Source organism: Brasilonema angustatum (assembly GCF_059505445.1).
Window position 1 is genome coordinate 1 of sequence record NZ_JCACKO010000117.1, and the last position, 16,119, is coordinate 16,119.

Below are 16,119 nucleotides of genomic sequence, written 5' to 3' on the forward strand. Positions count from 1 at the left end.
ACGTCCGGATCTAACACAGAGGGACGGCGGATAATACCGCCTCTCGACTCTACCTAAGGGATTTTGTGCTAATCCTGTAATTTGGGGTTTATCCCGCAATTCTTCAATCAGTTTCCCTGCTGAAACCGAATCATCCTCAATGTAACCCGCAGCATTGGTGAACCAAGTTTCAATATACTGTTCAGTTTGCTTTTGGCTAAAAGGGACGATTTCCACTTCTTTAGCACTCTCCACAAAAGCGCCACCGTAACCCACAATTCGGGAAGTGCAAATTATTGGACAGGGATAATTTCTGGCAAATCGGTTCAGCTTGTCTTTTAACTCATTGCGATTTTGTTTTGGCACTTCATCTAAAGCGTCTAAAAGCAGCAGACATTTGCCATTTTTCAATTTCTCCTCTAATAAATGCTTGACCAGTGGCGCGGTTTTCGGGTAGTCTCTTTGTATGATTGCTATTATTGTGTCTATAACTTCAGTCCGTTGTTCATCCAAATTAGATAGCCTGATAAACAGCGGAAATATCACATCATCTATAGCTCCCTCTCCTTGTAGGCTACGGTGTACACACATCTCACTCAAAACCTCACCCTCGCTTTTAGCTGCGCTAAAATCTTTCCCTCTCCTTAGTAAGGAGAGGAATGCCCGGAGGGCAGGGTGAGGTTCCGAAGGGTTGGGGTGAGGTTTGGCTCCCTCTGTTTGCACGAAAGGCTTAGCGTTAGTTCTATCTAATAACTTCTGCCTTTGTGCTTGAGCCGTTAACCCCGCGTCCATCTTCAATAAAGTAGATTTTCCCATACCTGGGTCAGCCAGAACCATAATTTTCTGATTCTGTTTTTTTGCCTCTTCCCAGTCAACTTGTGTCCGCTGAGATTCTTCACTCATGCGTTTGAGGGCGTAGGCGCGTTTGAGTTCCGCTTCAGATTCCCCATATTCCCAGAAATTTTCTACATCTTTGCGTTTTGTTTCCAAGCTGACTTGAATGGGAATATATTGTTCTTTCAGGAGAATTGGCTGCTGGGTGTGGAAAAGCTTAATGTATTTGAAATAATCTTCAATCTCTTGCAGGAATTGACAAACAGCATTTTTCTCTGGCTCTAGTCCGAGTTGGTCTAATTGCGTTGTAATATTGTCCCAGCGAATGACATAACTTTCATCGCTTTTGCTGCATTGAATAACACCCACCACTCCGCCCAATTCTTCAGCAAAAACTGCTCCGCCACTTGTTCCAGACTCCACTTTGGCATCAATTCTGTGGGAGAGAAATGTAGATGTTTTCTCAGGCAGTCTATTCCAAGGCTGGGTAAATTTTATTTCCTGAGTCCGATAGGTAGAGACAGTATTCAGAGGCGCACTGCGACTGATACCTTGAGCCGAGACAGCGAACCCTTCCGGAAAGTTTATCTTTTTTGCAGGCGGAAATCCATAGACTGTTACCGATATTGATAGCTGTTGAGGATTGATAATCGGAACTGCCTTGGCATTTGTGACATTTATTTTGAGAATAGCAATATCAATCTCTGGGTTTGAAAGTTCTTCGCACCACTGCGCCTCGTAAATCTCGCCGTTATACTCTACCTTGAGTAAGTCCAACAAATAGATCACATGATGGCAAGTCACCAGATAGCCATCACCACGGATGATGAATCCAGAACCCGCAATTTCTCCCTTTTGCGAGTTAGGGTTGAGGATTTTCACCATCGATTCTCTGAGTTGATCCAGGGTGTAATGACTCACGGTGCAAAAGCTAGAAATTAAGGAGTGGGCGGTTTTTCCTGTTTAGTTTTACTGAAATCCCACTCTATAGTGACTTTAACATTAGCTTGTGCTGTTCCCTTAGTTACAAAAGGAACTCCTGTTTCTCCTCCTGCTTGTAAACCAAATTCCAATGTCACCTTAGTTGGTGCGCTGGTATGAGTTATTCCTTGTTTCACACTGTCTAGTACCAGTTTTGAATAGCTGCGTACGGTACTAACTGTCATTTTTGTCAATCTTTCTGTTCTTTCTTTGATGTCATCAATATATCCAACTGCTTGAAGTTCATCACTATCTTGCTCGTCGTATTGGATATAAATTTCTTCTCCATCAGCACCAAGGATTGTTGTAATTTTTTCAGACATTTCTGTCGTTTTTCTATGTATTTTTATTTAGGATATTCTGGAAGCGAAAAATAATCACATAAAAATTAATAGAACTTATTCTGAGTCAGCAAGTCTAGTCAGTTAGTCTACCATTAGACAGAAATGTAAAACCTTCAGTCTCAAGAAAGAGAAATTCAAGCAGTATTGTTCGGTACATTTTTGTCAATAGAATAAATTTTTGCAAAAGTATGGCGCGAATTTGATGTAAAAACGCGCTATGTAAGGGCGTATATTGATCTATGTTGCCTTGAAATTTTTGCAAGGCGTTTTATCTAATCACCCAGGAGAGGAATAGTATGGACTCGTCAAAAAACACTGAAGAATCAGCAAAGAACACTGCACAATCAGCAAAGGACACTGCACAATCAGCGAAAGAAACTGCACAATCAGCAGCCAAGGATACTTCAGAATCCGTAAAACAGACTGCACAATCAGCCAAGGAAACTGCGCAATCAGCAGCCAAGGACACTTCAGAATCAGTCAAGCAAACCGCACAATCAGCGAAAGAAACTGCGCAATCAGCAGCCAAAGACACTTCAGAATCCGTAAAACAGACTGCACAATCAGCGAAAGAAACTGCGCAATCAGCAGCCAAGGACACTACAGAATCAGTCAAGCAAACCGCACAATCAACTAAGGATAATGTTGAATCAGCAGCTAAGAACACTGTTGAATCAGCGAAAAATGCTGTGGATAATCTAGTGGGTGATATCATTCCATCACAATCACCTCTTGAGCCAGTGTCTGAAGCTCATACCCTTAAGTCTCGTCTGGAATGGGGTGAACCTGCTTTGACAATTCTAGACGTGCGCGATCGCAATACCTACAACCAAGGTCACGTCCTGGGCGCAATGCCTTTTCCAGTTGATACATTGGTAGATCGAGCTCAATCATCTTTGGATAAAAGCCGTGATATCTATATTTACGGTGATAGCGATGAACAATCTTCTCAAGCTGTACAATCATTGAAAAGTGCAGGATTTGAACACGTTTCTCAACTCAAAGGTGGTCTGGCGGCTTGGAAGGAAATCGGCGGTCCTACAGAAGGTGTTGCAGAATCACAAACTCAGGCTGGTGCAGGTGAATACAATGTTGTTGAGCGTTTGAAAGATCACGCAGAAACACAGGAATAAAGATGTTTAGTCATTAGTATGTTTGTCCTTTGTCCTTTGTTATTGGTCGTTCGTTATTGACTTTTGACCTAACGGGAAAGTCCAACGGGAGAGTTAGTTCCCAGGGCGCGGAAAAACACCACATCCTTTAAGGAGGGCATTATTGCCCAATATAAGTGGATCTTCTGCAGCAGAACTTGACTCACCAGTTGTCTGCGTCAGCGTTACCTTTAAAGCAGTACTGGCGCAGACAAAGGGCAAATGCGATTAATGTTCAAACAAATCCTTGAATTGCAACAAATCCAAAGAAACTATTGTAGGTAAACATCGAAAGCATTCTTGAGCAAGTTCTAAGCGTTCTTCTCGTTTGAGCATATCAACCAGTTTGTGCTGTACACTGACTAGGTAACGTACATCGTTGGCGGCGTAACTCAGTTGTGCATCGGATAAATTAACAGCGTTTCCCCAGTCAGAACTTTGAGCGCTTTTATCCAATTCCACCCGTTCCAACTCATGCACTACATCCTTGAGTCCATGACGTTGTGTGTAGGTACGAACTAACTTACTGGCAATCTTAGTACAGAAAACAGGATTAACGTGAATACCCAAATTGTAACGCAGCGTGGTAATGTCAAAGCGCGCAAAGTGAAAGACCTTAAGGATATTCGCGGCTTCTAAGAGTTTTTTTAAGTTGGGAGCATCAGTTTGACCTTTAGTAATACGGATTGCAGTCACTTTACCTTCACTGTTGCACAGCTGAACCAGACATAGGCGATCGCGTTGTGGTAACAATCCCATTGTTTCGGTATCTACAGCAATAACATCAGCTTGTAGATAGTGGGAGAGTGCATCATCACTAAGGTCGCGATCGCAAACCTGAAAATCTTCCATGAATGAGATTTCGTTTGGTTAAATACCTATATTATCTACATTCATGGGTTCTTGAGGAGCTTCCAACCTCCTCTCGTTCCAGGTTGCGGGACTTTGGCAGTTTAGGATAGTGAGCGCTTAAACACTCACTATGAACCGATTTTTAGAATTATCTAGTACTGCGAAGGAAAATTTGCGTCAGATAAACTTTACCTTGGCTATTAGTCGCTACACCAATTCCAGTCATGTTGTAATTGCCTTTGATGTTAGCAAGATGTCCGGAACTGTGAATCCAACCAGTTACAGCTTCCTCAGCGGGATCGCTGTATCCTAGGTTAAAGGCAACGTTTTCTCCTGCACTTCTGCAGCGAATAGGAATAGCACCAACCCTCCTTCTAAATCCCTGATGACTAAACGGAACTTTACCCTTAGCCATGTTTAAACTGTGAAGTCTTGCCTGCCGCGAGATTTTTGGACTTAGCAACAGCTTTGGCAAACCCTTAGAAGCTCGATATCGATTAATTTGGTCAAAAACTGACCTTTCTAAATCAGTAGATTTCACAGTCACAGGTAACGTCAATCGAGGTGAGGACATTGACAACACCTGGTTCTGGTCTGATTTCTTTGGTAAGGTTTGACCTCGTATATAAGCGGATGACATTCCACTAGCAAGGACAAGCGTACTTAAAGCAATGCCAAAAGCAGTTTGTCGTAACATGGAGAATTATGTAGTATGTAAAGTTGTAAGACGCAGAACTTATTTTTTTGTTTCTTCATATACCCGTATACTTGTTTGTATTCAGGAAGTTAGGAAATGATGGCATATCATAACTAAAAGCGTCAAGAGTCTTTCATAACAATCATAATAGAGCTAAGTTTTTTAGAAAAATGATACCCGAGTTCCCGTATTTATTTGCATAGCTATCGAGATTGTGACAGCATACATCAAACCACATTCTACGGTATTGCCCTAATCGCTGTTTCTAATCCACCAACAGCACTCGTGAGCGTTTGCGGGGTATACAGAATGCCAAAGCGTCCTTGTATATCAGGAAGTTGAGTTGTTGATTTCAAGCCACAGGGTAGGGGAATCGTAGTCACAGGACAAGCTAAAATAACAGAACGACCATCATTATATAAACTCTTTTTCCTCTTTGTCTCTTGGTTGTGTGCGGTTCATTCAATTTAGCCTTATGTCATCATCAAATCGCAAATCCTCTGAAAACCGTCTTGTCTACCGGGAATTTGGCAACGATAACTCCGCCGCCCTACAAAGACCAATGTCTGCTGCCCTAGAAAGACCAATCGAGGAACTACCCCCTCAACAGCAAAATCTGCGCGTGCAAGCAACTCGCGCCGGACGCAAAGGCAAGACTGTCACTGTCATTACTGGCTTTCAAGCCAAACCAGAAACCTTACAAGCCTTACTCAAGCAATTGAAAGCTCAATGCGGTACAGGTGGTACAGTTAAAGACAACGAAATAGAAATTCAAGGCGATCATAAGCAGAAAATACTAGAGATTGTAACCAAGCTAGGTTATAAAGCTAAAATTAGCGGTGGTTAATCTGTTGTATTTATCAAACTTCAGAAATATGTTGTTTTAGCACAGAAATGTTATGTTGGAAAAATATAAAAATCCTGCTCGTTTTGATATTTATAGGAGGAAACAATGGATTTAGTTAGGCTACTCTGTGCTATTTTTATTCCACCTTTAGGAGTATTTTTGCAAGTTGGTTTAGGAACAGATTTTTGGATTAATCTAATTTTGACATTTTTTGGTTATATTCCTGGAATTGTCCACGCTGTGTGGATAATTCTTAGAAAATAAACATTGAGTTAACAAACTGAAAGAAAAAAAGAATAAAGAAAACGAAAGAAAAAAACCAAAAATTTTTGGAAGTGAACATTTAGAGGTGGATTGTGTCGGGTGGGCATTGCTTACCCGTATTTTATTTTTTGTGTTGTTAAAAAAAAGTCTTTTTAGTAAAGGCTGCGAAAATTCATCAAAGGGTCTTGTAGTAAAGAATCTTCAGCCAGTTTAGGATGAATTTACCTATCAAGTGGGTGCAAAATAATGACAGCAAGTTCTCCAAGAAAAGACTTTCACGAAGAAAACCGTTTATCTTGGAATGAAGCTATCAAGGCACATAATAGCCATAAAGGCGATCAAGCTAAGTTTTTTCGGGACGGGGGAAGCACGCTGTTTCCGGAAGAGAAAGAACTTCTCGGAGATATCACTGGCTTATCCTTGGTTCATCTTCAGTGCAACGCTGGACAAGATACCCTAAGTTTGGCGCGACTTGGTGCTTTTGTCACTGGTGTAGATATAAGTGATGAGGCAATTACTTTTGCTCACAAACTCTCAGAAGAATCTGGAATTCCAGCTACCTTTCATCGTGCAGATGTGTTTGATTGGCTGGAAGAGACAGCCAAGCTTGGCGAGCAATTTGATATTGTTTTCTCGTCTTATGGTGCAGTTTGTTGGATATCTGATTTGAACCTTTGGGCAAAAGGAATTGCAGATGTTCTCAAACCTGGTGGACGCTTTGTTTTGGTGGATTTCCATCCTGTAGCTATGATGTTTGATGTGGATTGGAGTCACAAGTTTTCTTACTTCAGTCAAGGAAAGCCTCTAACTTGGGAAGATGGAATAAGTGATTACGTAGCTTCATCAGGTACGGCGCTAACTCCTTGGGGCTATGAAACTGGTGTTGAGAATTTTCGCAATCCCTACCGCAGCCATGAGTTTCAATGGGGTATCGGTGACATAATCTCTGCACTGTTGTCAGCTGGACTGACTCTGGAGGTTTTGAAGGAGTACCCTTACGCCAATGGCTGTAAGATATTTGAACGGATGCGGGAAGCACCTGGACGCCGGATGTTTCCGCCAGAGGATGTGCCGAATTTACCTCTGATGTATGCAATTGTAGCGCGGCAGAGACATTTTAATACGATTTATTAACTGTTTTTTAAATAACTCCTGATCATTCATGTTTTTACGTAAAAAAAAGCAGAAACTATCATAGCTTATGTCTAAAAATGTACTATGAAATAGTTGTGCTGCTTTAGTTATCGGAAAGTAGGAATAGCTCATGCAAAACCCCGAACAAAAAATAAGCCCTCGTTCTTCCCTGAGCTTGGAACAGAGAAAAAATTGGTTTTCTCCCGTTGCTGATGTTTACTACAAAGCAAGAGCACCTTATTCTCAAGAACTGATTAATCGTGCTGTGACTCTAGCTCAACTTTCTTCAGATGCAACGATTCTTGAAGTCGGCTGTGGTCCGGGGAACGCAACAGTCTGTTTTGCTCAATTGGGTTTTTCAATGATTTGTCTTGAGCCAAACCAAGAGTTCTATCATTTAGCACGACGCAACTGTGCGCTATATTCAAAAGTTGAGATTTGCAATACCTCATTTGAAGAGTGGGAACTGGAAGCTAAAAAGTTCAAAGCTGTTTTAGCAGCCAATGCTTTTGTCTGGATACCGCCTGAAATTGGATATCCCAAAGCGGCGGAGGCATTACAAGACAACGGTTATCTGATCTTGTTATGGAATATGACACCCGAACCTCGATACGAGGTTTACCAAGCAATTGAGGAGGTCTATCAAGCCTACGCTCTTTCAGTTGTCAATTATGAAGGTGCAGAAACTCAAGCGGATATAATAAGAGGTTTTGGACAAAACATTCTGAACTCAGGTTGTTTTAGAGATTTGGTGTCTGAGCAGATAGCGTGTGAAGTTACATATAGTATCGATAATTTTATTAACCTTTTAAGTACTCGCCATGTAAGTACTCTGCGATCGCTTGATCCGCAGACGAAAGATTTGCTATTTGAAAGGTTGAGGGAAAAGTTGGAGGACTTTGGAGAGAATATTCAACTCTCATATCTCTGTGCGGTTCAGATTGCCCGAAAAGACAGATGATTTTTAAGTTTGCTACATCGCTTTGGACGAATTTTTGGTGTTGCATAATGGGGGTGAGACCAGCACTGAATGAGTGTTTCCCACGCCCTGGTGACGGGCGTTCCCGATAGCCGTAAGGCGTGGCGTCAGCCATAGGGTATTAATCCGCAGCGGAACTGAAACATACCAGAGTTTTAGGTAGTGCAGTAATAGTCGAATTGAGTCTTTCAGCCAGGTGTTTTCTCCCTCAAGCTGATTTGCATAAATAAAGCCCTGACAAAGGTTATGAGGGCATTAACTTTTACCTATATTGGTTCTGGTTGATTCTTATTGTTTAAGATGGCATAAAGTCTAAACTCCAGAAGCAAGGGGCAGGGGTGTAATTGCCATTCCAGGGTTGAGATGTTCAAATCTTTGATCAAGCCAGTGCGTATATCCAGCACCCAGCCATGAACCATCGGCGCTTTTTGCTGTTCAAGCGCCTGACGCATGACCGAAGTTTGGAAAAGATTTTTTACTTGCGCCGCAACATTGATTTCTGCCAAACGATTTAGACGTTCTTCTCTTGTCGTCAAAGCATGAATTTCGTCTTGTTTCTGTAAATAGAGTTCCCGAATTGGATTCACCCAGTTATCAATAATCCCAATGGTTCTTCCTTCTAAAGCCGCCTTAATTCCTCCGCAATCGTAATGACCACAAACGATAATGTGTTTCACCTCAAGATGTAAAATTGCGTATTCTAAAACGGCTAAAAAGTTAATATCCGTCAGAGAAACTTGATTAGCAATATTACGATGTACAAATAACTCTCCTGGTTCTGTACGGGTAAAGTTTGTTAAGGGCAGACGACTATCAGAACACCCGATGTAGAGATAGGGTGGTGTTTGTCCGCTGGATAATTGTTCAAAGTACATCGGGTCTAGAGCCAGTTTTTCTGCAACCCAAGCCTGATTATTTCTGAGGAGATCATCAATGTTGTTATTTTTCATCAAATTTTAGGGAGCATTTCATATATATCTTAGCTTCTCTACAGTTTCTGAAGGAGCGAAATGAACTTATAAAATTATTAAAAATTAGAAAGCTCCTCCTTTTTTTCCACAATTTTAATAGGATTACTCTCTAAAATTTCAATTATGAAAAAAGGTGTTAAGCGAATCAATAACTATGTATTAATTTTGGAAACGGGCTAACTAGAGTTAACTTGGATTGAAGCAACTAATACATCTATGCGGCATGATATCGTGTCCGGATGAACACTTACAAAAAACGAAGAATTTCACGAACCTCACCCCTAACCTCTCGGATGTTGGACAGAGGCTATGGGTGAGGTAAGGCAGGAATTATAGCAGTCGCCACAATTGTTAGGACATTTCTCTGTTCCCTGTTCCCTGTTCCCTTGAGATCAAAATATGATGTCCTAACCAATATGTCCGTTGCTATATAAGTAATTAAGCGGTTGATTTAAGATTGCCAATCCTGACTTAAGTTGACAATATCTGTGACTTAATAACCCTATAACCTTTCCTTAATACTTGACTGGTATTCTTTTGTTTCAAAGGTGAGTATTTCTATTTAGGATTTGATAGCCTTTTTCAAGCTTTCTTTACCTAGGCTGAATACATACTTATCTAAAATCGCTGCCAGAACTCTGTCTCAATAATACATAAGAGCATCATGATACCAATTCAATACTTGCAGCCTCAACTAGTCAGTATTGTTTACTCTTCGCCAGCACTCAGAATTACAGTTGGTGAGAAAAAAGCCCAAGTTGAAACTCTCAAAAAACTTCCTGGTAAATACGCTCAAGTCTACAGCAAGCACTTTGGAAAATATAAGAGCGTCTTGGTGCTGTCAGTCGATGGTTTACGGGAATCGGATTTGACAGATCCCAAGCTGCAAGCTTACTTGCCTAATATAACAAACTTACAGAAAACAGGTATCACTTATACTAACGCCTTTACAGCTATTCCTAGCGATTCCTTTCCTGGCACTCTGGCTTACTTTACTGGGGCTGGTCCATTGACCACTGGAGTGTACTACGATTCTAGCTATGATCGCACACTCAAAGCTGCTGACAGTACCAGCCTGGGAACAGAAGTTACCTTTGACGAGGGTATCGATAAAGATAGCACTTTGCTCAGTGGTGGCGGCAACTTTAGCACTGATAGTATCGACCAGAGCAAACTTCCCATCGATGCCAATAGTAACCCTGTTTACCCTCATAATTATCTTAGAGTAAACACTGTGTTTGAAGTCGCAAAAGAAGCTGGATTACGAACTGCTTATGCAGAGAAACATCCTGCTTATGACCTCCTCAACGGTCCTTCAGGCAAAGGTGTTGATGACTTGTACACACCTGAGATTAACGCTTCTGTAGCAATCATCAATGATCAACTAGTTGACAAATCAACAGCACCACAGGGAACAACTTTCAAAACGGTTACCAAGGATATCAAAACCACTGAAATCTACGATGATCTCAAACTCAACGCCGTTATTAACGAAATTCAGGGTTTGACATCCTCAGGTAAGTCTTATGTGGATGCTAACGAAGCAATTTTAAGCAATCCCCCTGCTATCTTTGGTACTAACTTCCAAGCAGTCAGCGTTTCCGAAAAGCTTCCCGGCAACGGCATTGCAGCAGATGGAACGCCTTCTGCTGGGTTTATCGATGCACTCCAGCACACCGATGCCAGTGTTGGCAAAATCGTCGATGCCCTCAAGCAAAAGAACCTATTTGATAGCACTCTAGTGGTACTCACGGCAAAGCATGGTCAGAATCCTCGCTTGCAACCAGTCACTCTGCTCAGTGAAGATACTTTTACTGCTCCCCTGACAGCAGCAGGCATTACTGTGGTTCACAACGTACCTGATGACGCCTCTATTATATGGCTACAAGACCCCACTCAGGCAGCACAAGCAAAGGATATTCTGACTAAGCTGAACAATCCTTCTGTTGAACAAATTCTCGTTGGGTATGACTTGGTGAAGTTTGGTTTTGGTAATCCCCTGACTGATAATCGTGCGCCTAGCCTGGTGGTAAAACTCAAGCCTGGTGTTGTTTTGGTCAGTAATCCTAACAATCCTAGCAAGGTGGCTGAACATGGCGGCTACTCCGAGGATGACACCCATGTTCCCCTCATTCTCATTAGTGGTGGACTTAATGCTAGTGTCAAAGGTAGTGTTCAAACCAAGACAGTTTCTAACAAGCAGATTGCAGTTACGATCTTGGAGGCACTAGGAATGAATCCGAAAAAACTTGAGGGAGTTAGAGTCGAGCATACACCCTCTCTACCAGGGACGGGTATCGAAAAAAGATAATCAGTGCGGGCTTGTAGCCGATTTGGACAAGGATTGGTAGAGGACAGATGGACCGTTTTTTTTCATTTCTGCCTTCTACCTTGCCCGTTCAAAGCAGCTTGTCCGTAAGGACTCAAGGCTTGGTCAATTGTCCAAATTCCACATGTCGGACTTCACCAAATCCAAAGCTGTTAAGGTAGTTTGCGATTTGCCAAATACTCGTACATCTGCCAGCGTGCATCTACCTCAGCTTGCGCTTCTTCCAACAGGCGCTTGGCAAGGGCAGGTTTACTCTTAGTGAGCATTTTGAAGCGATTCTCTTGGTACATCGACTGTTCTACTGATTGCTTGGGCTGACGCATATCCAATTGCAAAGGATTCTTACCCTCTTTGCGTAAGTCAGGATTATATCGATACAGCAACCAACGACCTGCTTCTACCAAAGCTTTCTGATGATTCATTGCTGTAGTCATGTTGATACCGTGGGCAATGCAGTGGCTATAGGCAATAATCAGTGATGGTCCATCATAAGCTTCTGCTTCCAGAAATGCCTTGAGAGTATGTTCATCCCGTGCACCAAGCGCTACACTTGCTACGTAAATATTACCGTAGGTCATGGCAATTAGTCCCAAGTCTTTCTTGCCTGCTGGCTTGCCACTGGAAGCAAACTTAGCAACTGCTGCTCGTGGAGTCGCTTTGGAAGACTGACCACCTGTGTTGGAATAGACTTCGGTGTCCATGACCAAAATATTCACATTGCGACCACTGGCAAGTACATGGTCGATTCCACCAAAGTCGATGTCATATGCCCAACCGTCACCGCCGACAATCCAAACACTTTTCCTTACTAGGTAATCAGCTATTGATTTAAGATTTTGAACCGCTGATGGACGCTGGGGCTTCCCGTTCGCCGTTAGGCGTTCTGTTCGCGTAGTGTCTGCGACAACAGAAGAAAAGGGTACGCTGACATTTATTTTTTGGTTCTGCGTGTGCTCGTGTATATCTGCGGTTGTAACTGCTGATGAATGCTGCTGCTTCCCGTTCGCAGTTAGGCGTTGTGTTCGCGTAGCGTCTGCGACAACAGAAGAAAAGGGTACGCTGACATTTGTTTGTTTTGTCTGCGTGTATCCATTGTCATATGTAGTTACAATTTTAGAGTTGAAATTTTCCAGAGCAAAACTCTCTGCGTTCTGCTGTTCCTGCGTCTTTGCGTTTTGTTCACTCTCCAGCAGCTGATCTAACTTTTGTTTTAGCAACTTAACGTGTTCGCGTTGTTCGTAGATATCTGCTTCGGTTTTTTGCTCTTGCTTAAGGATAGATTGAACGAGGTTATCATCCCCTATTTTATCGCTGAGTTTTTGCAGAAGTTCAGCGGCAAATTCGGCGTGCTTATCTAGGGAGAGCCGGAAACCAAAGCCAAATTCAGCGTTGTCTTCAAATAAACCATTAGACCATGCAGGACCTTTTCCTTCGGCGTTCGTTGTCCAAGGAGTTGTCGGTAGGTTTCCACCGTAGATTGAAGAACAACCTGTGGCATTGGCAATAATTGCACGATCGCCAAACAATTGTGTCAGTAATTTTAGGTAAGGCGTCTCGCCACAACCAGCACAAGCACCAGAAAATTCAAACAATGGTTCTTGCAGTTGTTGTTGGCGAATCTGATGTAGTTTAAGTTGCCGACGGTCAGGATTTGGCAAACTTAAGAAGAAATTCCAGTTTTCACGCTCTTGTTCTCGCAAAGGTAACTGCGGTTCCATGTAAATTGCTTTGCGTTCTGGCAAAGATTTATTTTTGGCAGGGCAAACATCTACACAGATACCACATCCTGTACAATCTTCTGGGGCAACTTGAATTGTAAACTTCTGTTTTGCAAAGTCTTTATCTTTAGCGTTGATTGATTTAAAAGTTGTTGGGGCGTTAGCTAATTCACCCGCTTCATAAGCCTTACCCCGAATCACACCATGAGGACAAACGATGACACACTTGCTACACTGTACGCAGACATCAGGATCCCAAACAGGAATTTCTTCTGCCACATTGCGTTTTTCCCATTTTGCAGTCCCTGTGGGAAAAGTTCCATCTGTCGGGAACGCACTCACGGGCAATTCATCTCCCTGCCATGCCATGATTTTGCCGAGAACTTCTCGCATAAATTCTGGTGGACTAACGGGGAGTGAGGGATAGGGAGATGGAGGAGATGGGGGAGATGGGGGAGGTGGAGGGGGTGGGGGTGATGACGGAGATGGGGGTGATGAGGGGGATGAGGAAGTGATCTGGTTGATCTCTACTTCGACTTTATGCAAATTTTCCAAAGTCCTGTCTACAGCTTCTAAGTTCATGCGGACGACTTCCGCCCCTTTCTTACCGTAAGTTTTTTCAATGGCTTGCTTGATTTTGGCGATCGCTTCTTCTTGTGGTAGGACACCTGCTAAAGCAAAGAAGCATACCTGCATGATTGTGTTAATCCGTCCTCCCATGCCACTTTCGCGAGCAACCTGATTCGCATTGATGACATAAAACTTTAGTTGCTTGCGAGTAATTTGCTGTTGTACTTCCACTGGGAGATGTTCCCAAACAGTATCAGCATCATAAGGACTGTTCAGTAGGAATGTTCCTCCAACAACAGCGGCTTTTAGCACATCAATGCGTTCTAGGAAGACCGACTGATGACAACCAATAAAGTTGGCTTTGTCAATCAGGTAAGTTGAGCGAATTGGTTGTGGACCAAAACGCAGGTGCGACACAGTCATTGAACCGGATTTTTTGGAATCGTAAACAAAGTAACCTTGAGCGTAGTTATCAGTTTGTTCACCAATAATCTTGATTGAGTTTTTGTTTGCGCCGACTGTGCCATCGGAACCCAACCCATAGAACATTGCCCGCACAACGTTATCTGGTTCAATAGAAAAGTCGGCGTCAAATGTTAAAGAGGTGTGACTAACGTCGTCGTTAATACCGATGGTAAAGTGATTTTTTGGTTTTGCCTGAGTCAGGCTTTCAAAAACTGCCTGCACCATCGCTGGGGTAAATTCTTTGGAAGAAAGACCGTAACGACCACCGATAATTCTCGGAGTAGAAAGTCTTCCACTCCCCCTTTCTCTATCTAACCACTCCTCGTGAACAGCAGTGACAACATCCAAATAAAGGGGTTCACCTGCACTACCAGGTTCTTTGGTGCGATCTAGGACTGCTATTGCTTTGACACTAGCAGGTAAAACTTCTACAAAGCGTTTGACGTCAAAAGGACGGAATAGCCTAACTTTGACAACACCAACTTTTTTTCCACGGGCAATGAGGTGATCTACGGTTTCATGCACTGTTTCACAGCCGGAACCCATAATCACGATAACTTCTTCTGCATCAGGGGCACCGTGGTATTCAAAGATGCGGTAATATCGTCCTGTGAGTTCCCCGAATTTATCCATTGCTTGTTGGACAATGTCGGGACAAACGTTGTAATAGGGATTAATGCTTTCGCGGGATTGAAAGTAAACATCGGGGTTTTGGGCGGTTCCCCGCAAGACTGGATGATCTGGGGTTAAAGCGCGATCGCGATGGGCAAAGACCAGTTCCTCATCAATCAGCGCCAGGAGATCGCTGTCTTCTAAGAGTTGAACTTTCTGAATTTCATGAGAAGTGCGGAAGCCGTCAAAGAAGTGCATAAATGGCACTCGTGCTTGAAGGGTAACGGCTTGGGCAATCAGAGCAAAGTCTTGACTTTCCTGTACTGAAGCGGAACACAACAAGGCAAAGCCAGTCGCACGCGCAGCCATCACGTCACTATGATCGCCAAAAATTGACAGGGCGTGGGTTGCCAAAGAGCGTGCAGCAACGTGAATAACGGCACTGGTGAGTTCACCTGCTATTTTGTACAGGTTGGGAATCATCAACAGCAATCCTTGGGATGATGTGAAGGTCGTCGTCAGACTACCTGTTTGCAATGCCCCATGCACTGCAGCCGCTGCCCCGCCTTCACTTTGCATTGCCACCACTCTTGGAACAGTACCCCACACATTCGGACGTTCTTCACTCGACCAGGTATCTGCCCATTCACCCATTGATGATGAGGGGGTGATAGGATAAATGGCAATCACTTCATTTAGGCGAAAAGCAACACGGGCAACAGCCTCATTTCCATCTATTGTTGCAAAGGTTTTTTTCATGATTTCTCCTCTCCTCTGAGATTGCCGCCTGCTGGAATTGCGGTCATCTATTCCTACCTAGTGATGCAAGTTTCGTTTTCTTCTTGAGCGATGAGAGTACAGATTAGGATCAGCCGAACCCGGAGGGTGCAAGATATCAGGTATCAAATACATAATTAGCTGCTACATTGTTTAGCTCACTTCATCGAAATGTAATGAGTCTAAAACTTATGACTTGGTGGATATCAAATAAACTGTGTAGTTGCTACCCGTGACGTCAATTTTTATATCAATATTTTTTCATGCTAAGTTATCTCGTTGGCTGACTACATTTCGCTCTTCTTTTGAAGGAACACTAATCTTGCTTTTTTAGTATTGCATCACATCATTTTTGTTTTTTTCTGTTCATTACTGATGTACTCAAAAAACAAAAGCTCTATTCTCTAAGGTTTTTAGAAATTCAAGTCTTTTTCTGGGGGTATAGGTTCGAGAATTTAATCAGAACTTTGATAGAGCAAATTGGAGTATAATTAATAATAAAATTATGGTATTAAATAAACATTGAATTGAATTCACAATTATCATTACAAGCAGAAATTCTTCTCTCTGACAAAAACCAGTACAACTTGTTTCACTCTACACCCAAGAATCTGA

General features: G+C 42.6%; 13 protein-coding genes. 6 read left to right on the forward strand and 7 right to left on the reverse strand.

The window, feature by feature from the left end; genetic code table 11:
- Both AC5JM2_RS18660 and AC5JM2_RS18665 read right to left on the reverse strand, forming a co-directional pair.
- On the reverse strand, window positions 1–1,734 hold a 1,734-nt coding region (locus AC5JM2_RS18660), incomplete at its 3' end, for a trypsin-like peptidase domain-containing protein (RefSeq protein ID WP_495836351.1).
- A gap of 17 nt (window positions 1,735–1,751) precedes the next feature.
- Window positions 1,752–2,117, reverse strand: coding sequence for a CU044_2847 family protein (locus AC5JM2_RS18665; protein ID WP_495836352.1), 366 nt, complete (start codon window positions 2,115–2,117; stop codon window positions 1,752–1,754).
- A gap of 710 nt (window positions 2,118–2,827) precedes the next feature.
- Here AC5JM2_RS18665 and AC5JM2_RS18670 point away from each other — a divergent pair.
- Window positions 2,828–3,271, forward strand: a complete 444-nt coding sequence (locus tag AC5JM2_RS18670; RefSeq protein WP_495836534.1) for a rhodanese-like domain-containing protein — start codon at window positions 2,828–2,830, stop codon at window positions 3,269–3,271.
- A gap of 246 nt (window positions 3,272–3,517) precedes the next feature.
- Here AC5JM2_RS18670 and AC5JM2_RS18675 read toward each other — a convergent pair whose 3' ends face one another.
- The 3 genes from AC5JM2_RS18675 to AC5JM2_RS18685 all read right to left on the reverse strand — a co-directional run bounded on the left by AC5JM2_RS18675 (window position 3,518) and on the right by AC5JM2_RS18685 (window position 5,221).
- A complete protein-coding gene (locus tag AC5JM2_RS18675; RefSeq protein ID WP_495836353.1) occupies window positions 3,518–4,141 on the reverse strand; it encodes a ribonuclease H-like domain-containing protein in 624 nt (207 codons plus the stop codon).
- Between the two features lie 148 nt (window positions 4,142–4,289).
- Entirely contained in the window at window positions 4,290–4,838 is a 549-nt protein-coding gene (locus tag AC5JM2_RS18680) for a CAP domain-containing protein (protein WP_495836354.1), read from the reverse strand.
- A gap of 239 nt (window positions 4,839–5,077) precedes the next feature.
- Window positions 5,078–5,221, reverse strand: a complete 144-nt coding sequence (locus AC5JM2_RS18685) for a hypothetical protein (protein ID WP_495836355.1) — start codon at window positions 5,219–5,221, stop codon at window positions 5,078–5,080.
- Between the two features lie 92 nt (window positions 5,222–5,313).
- On the opposite strand from AC5JM2_RS18685, the gene AC5JM2_RS18690 reads away from it, so the two are divergent.
- The 4 genes from AC5JM2_RS18690 (at window position 5,314) to AC5JM2_RS18705 (ending at window position 8,044) form a co-directional block, all read left to right on the forward strand.
- Window positions 5,314–5,685 carry a translation initiation factor gene (locus AC5JM2_RS18690; RefSeq protein ID WP_495836356.1) on the forward strand — a complete coding sequence of 124 codons (372 nt, stop codon included), beginning with the start codon at window positions 5,314–5,316 and terminating at the stop codon, window positions 5,683–5,685.
- 105 nt (window positions 5,686–5,790) lie between these two features.
- Complete coding sequence (locus tag AC5JM2_RS18695) at window positions 5,791–5,949, forward strand: YqaE/Pmp3 family membrane protein (protein ID WP_210620510.1); 159 nt, start codon at window positions 5,791–5,793, stop codon at window positions 5,947–5,949.
- Window positions 5,950–6,195: 246 nt separating this feature from the next.
- Entirely contained in the window at window positions 6,196–7,083 is an 888-nt protein-coding gene (locus AC5JM2_RS18700) for a class I SAM-dependent methyltransferase (protein ID WP_495836357.1), read from the forward strand.
- Between the two features lie 130 nt (window positions 7,084–7,213).
- Window positions 7,214–8,044: a class I SAM-dependent methyltransferase gene (locus AC5JM2_RS18705; RefSeq protein WP_495836358.1), complete on the forward strand. Its 831-nt coding sequence runs from the start codon at window positions 7,214–7,216 to the stop codon at window positions 8,042–8,044.
- Window positions 8,045–8,328: 284 nt separating this feature from the next.
- Here AC5JM2_RS18705 and AC5JM2_RS18710 read toward each other — a convergent pair whose 3' ends face one another.
- Entirely contained in the window at window positions 8,329–9,012 is a 684-nt protein-coding gene (locus AC5JM2_RS18710; protein ID WP_495836359.1) for a carbonic anhydrase, read from the reverse strand.
- Window positions 9,013–9,697: 685 nt separating this feature from the next.
- Between AC5JM2_RS18710 and AC5JM2_RS18715 the strand changes: the two genes are divergently transcribed.
- Window positions 9,698–11,344, forward strand: coding sequence for an alkaline phosphatase family protein (locus tag AC5JM2_RS18715; protein ID WP_495836360.1), 1,647 nt, complete (start codon window positions 9,698–9,700; stop codon window positions 11,342–11,344).
- 170 nt (window positions 11,345–11,514) lie between these two features.
- Here AC5JM2_RS18715 and nifJ read toward each other — a convergent pair whose 3' ends face one another.
- Window positions 11,515–15,486 (reverse strand): pyruvate:ferredoxin (flavodoxin) oxidoreductase, encoded by a 3,972-nt coding sequence (gene nifJ, locus AC5JM2_RS18720; protein ID WP_495836361.1) that lies wholly within the window; start codon window positions 15,484–15,486, stop codon window positions 11,515–11,517.
- Window positions 15,487–16,119 lie beyond the last annotated feature (633 nt).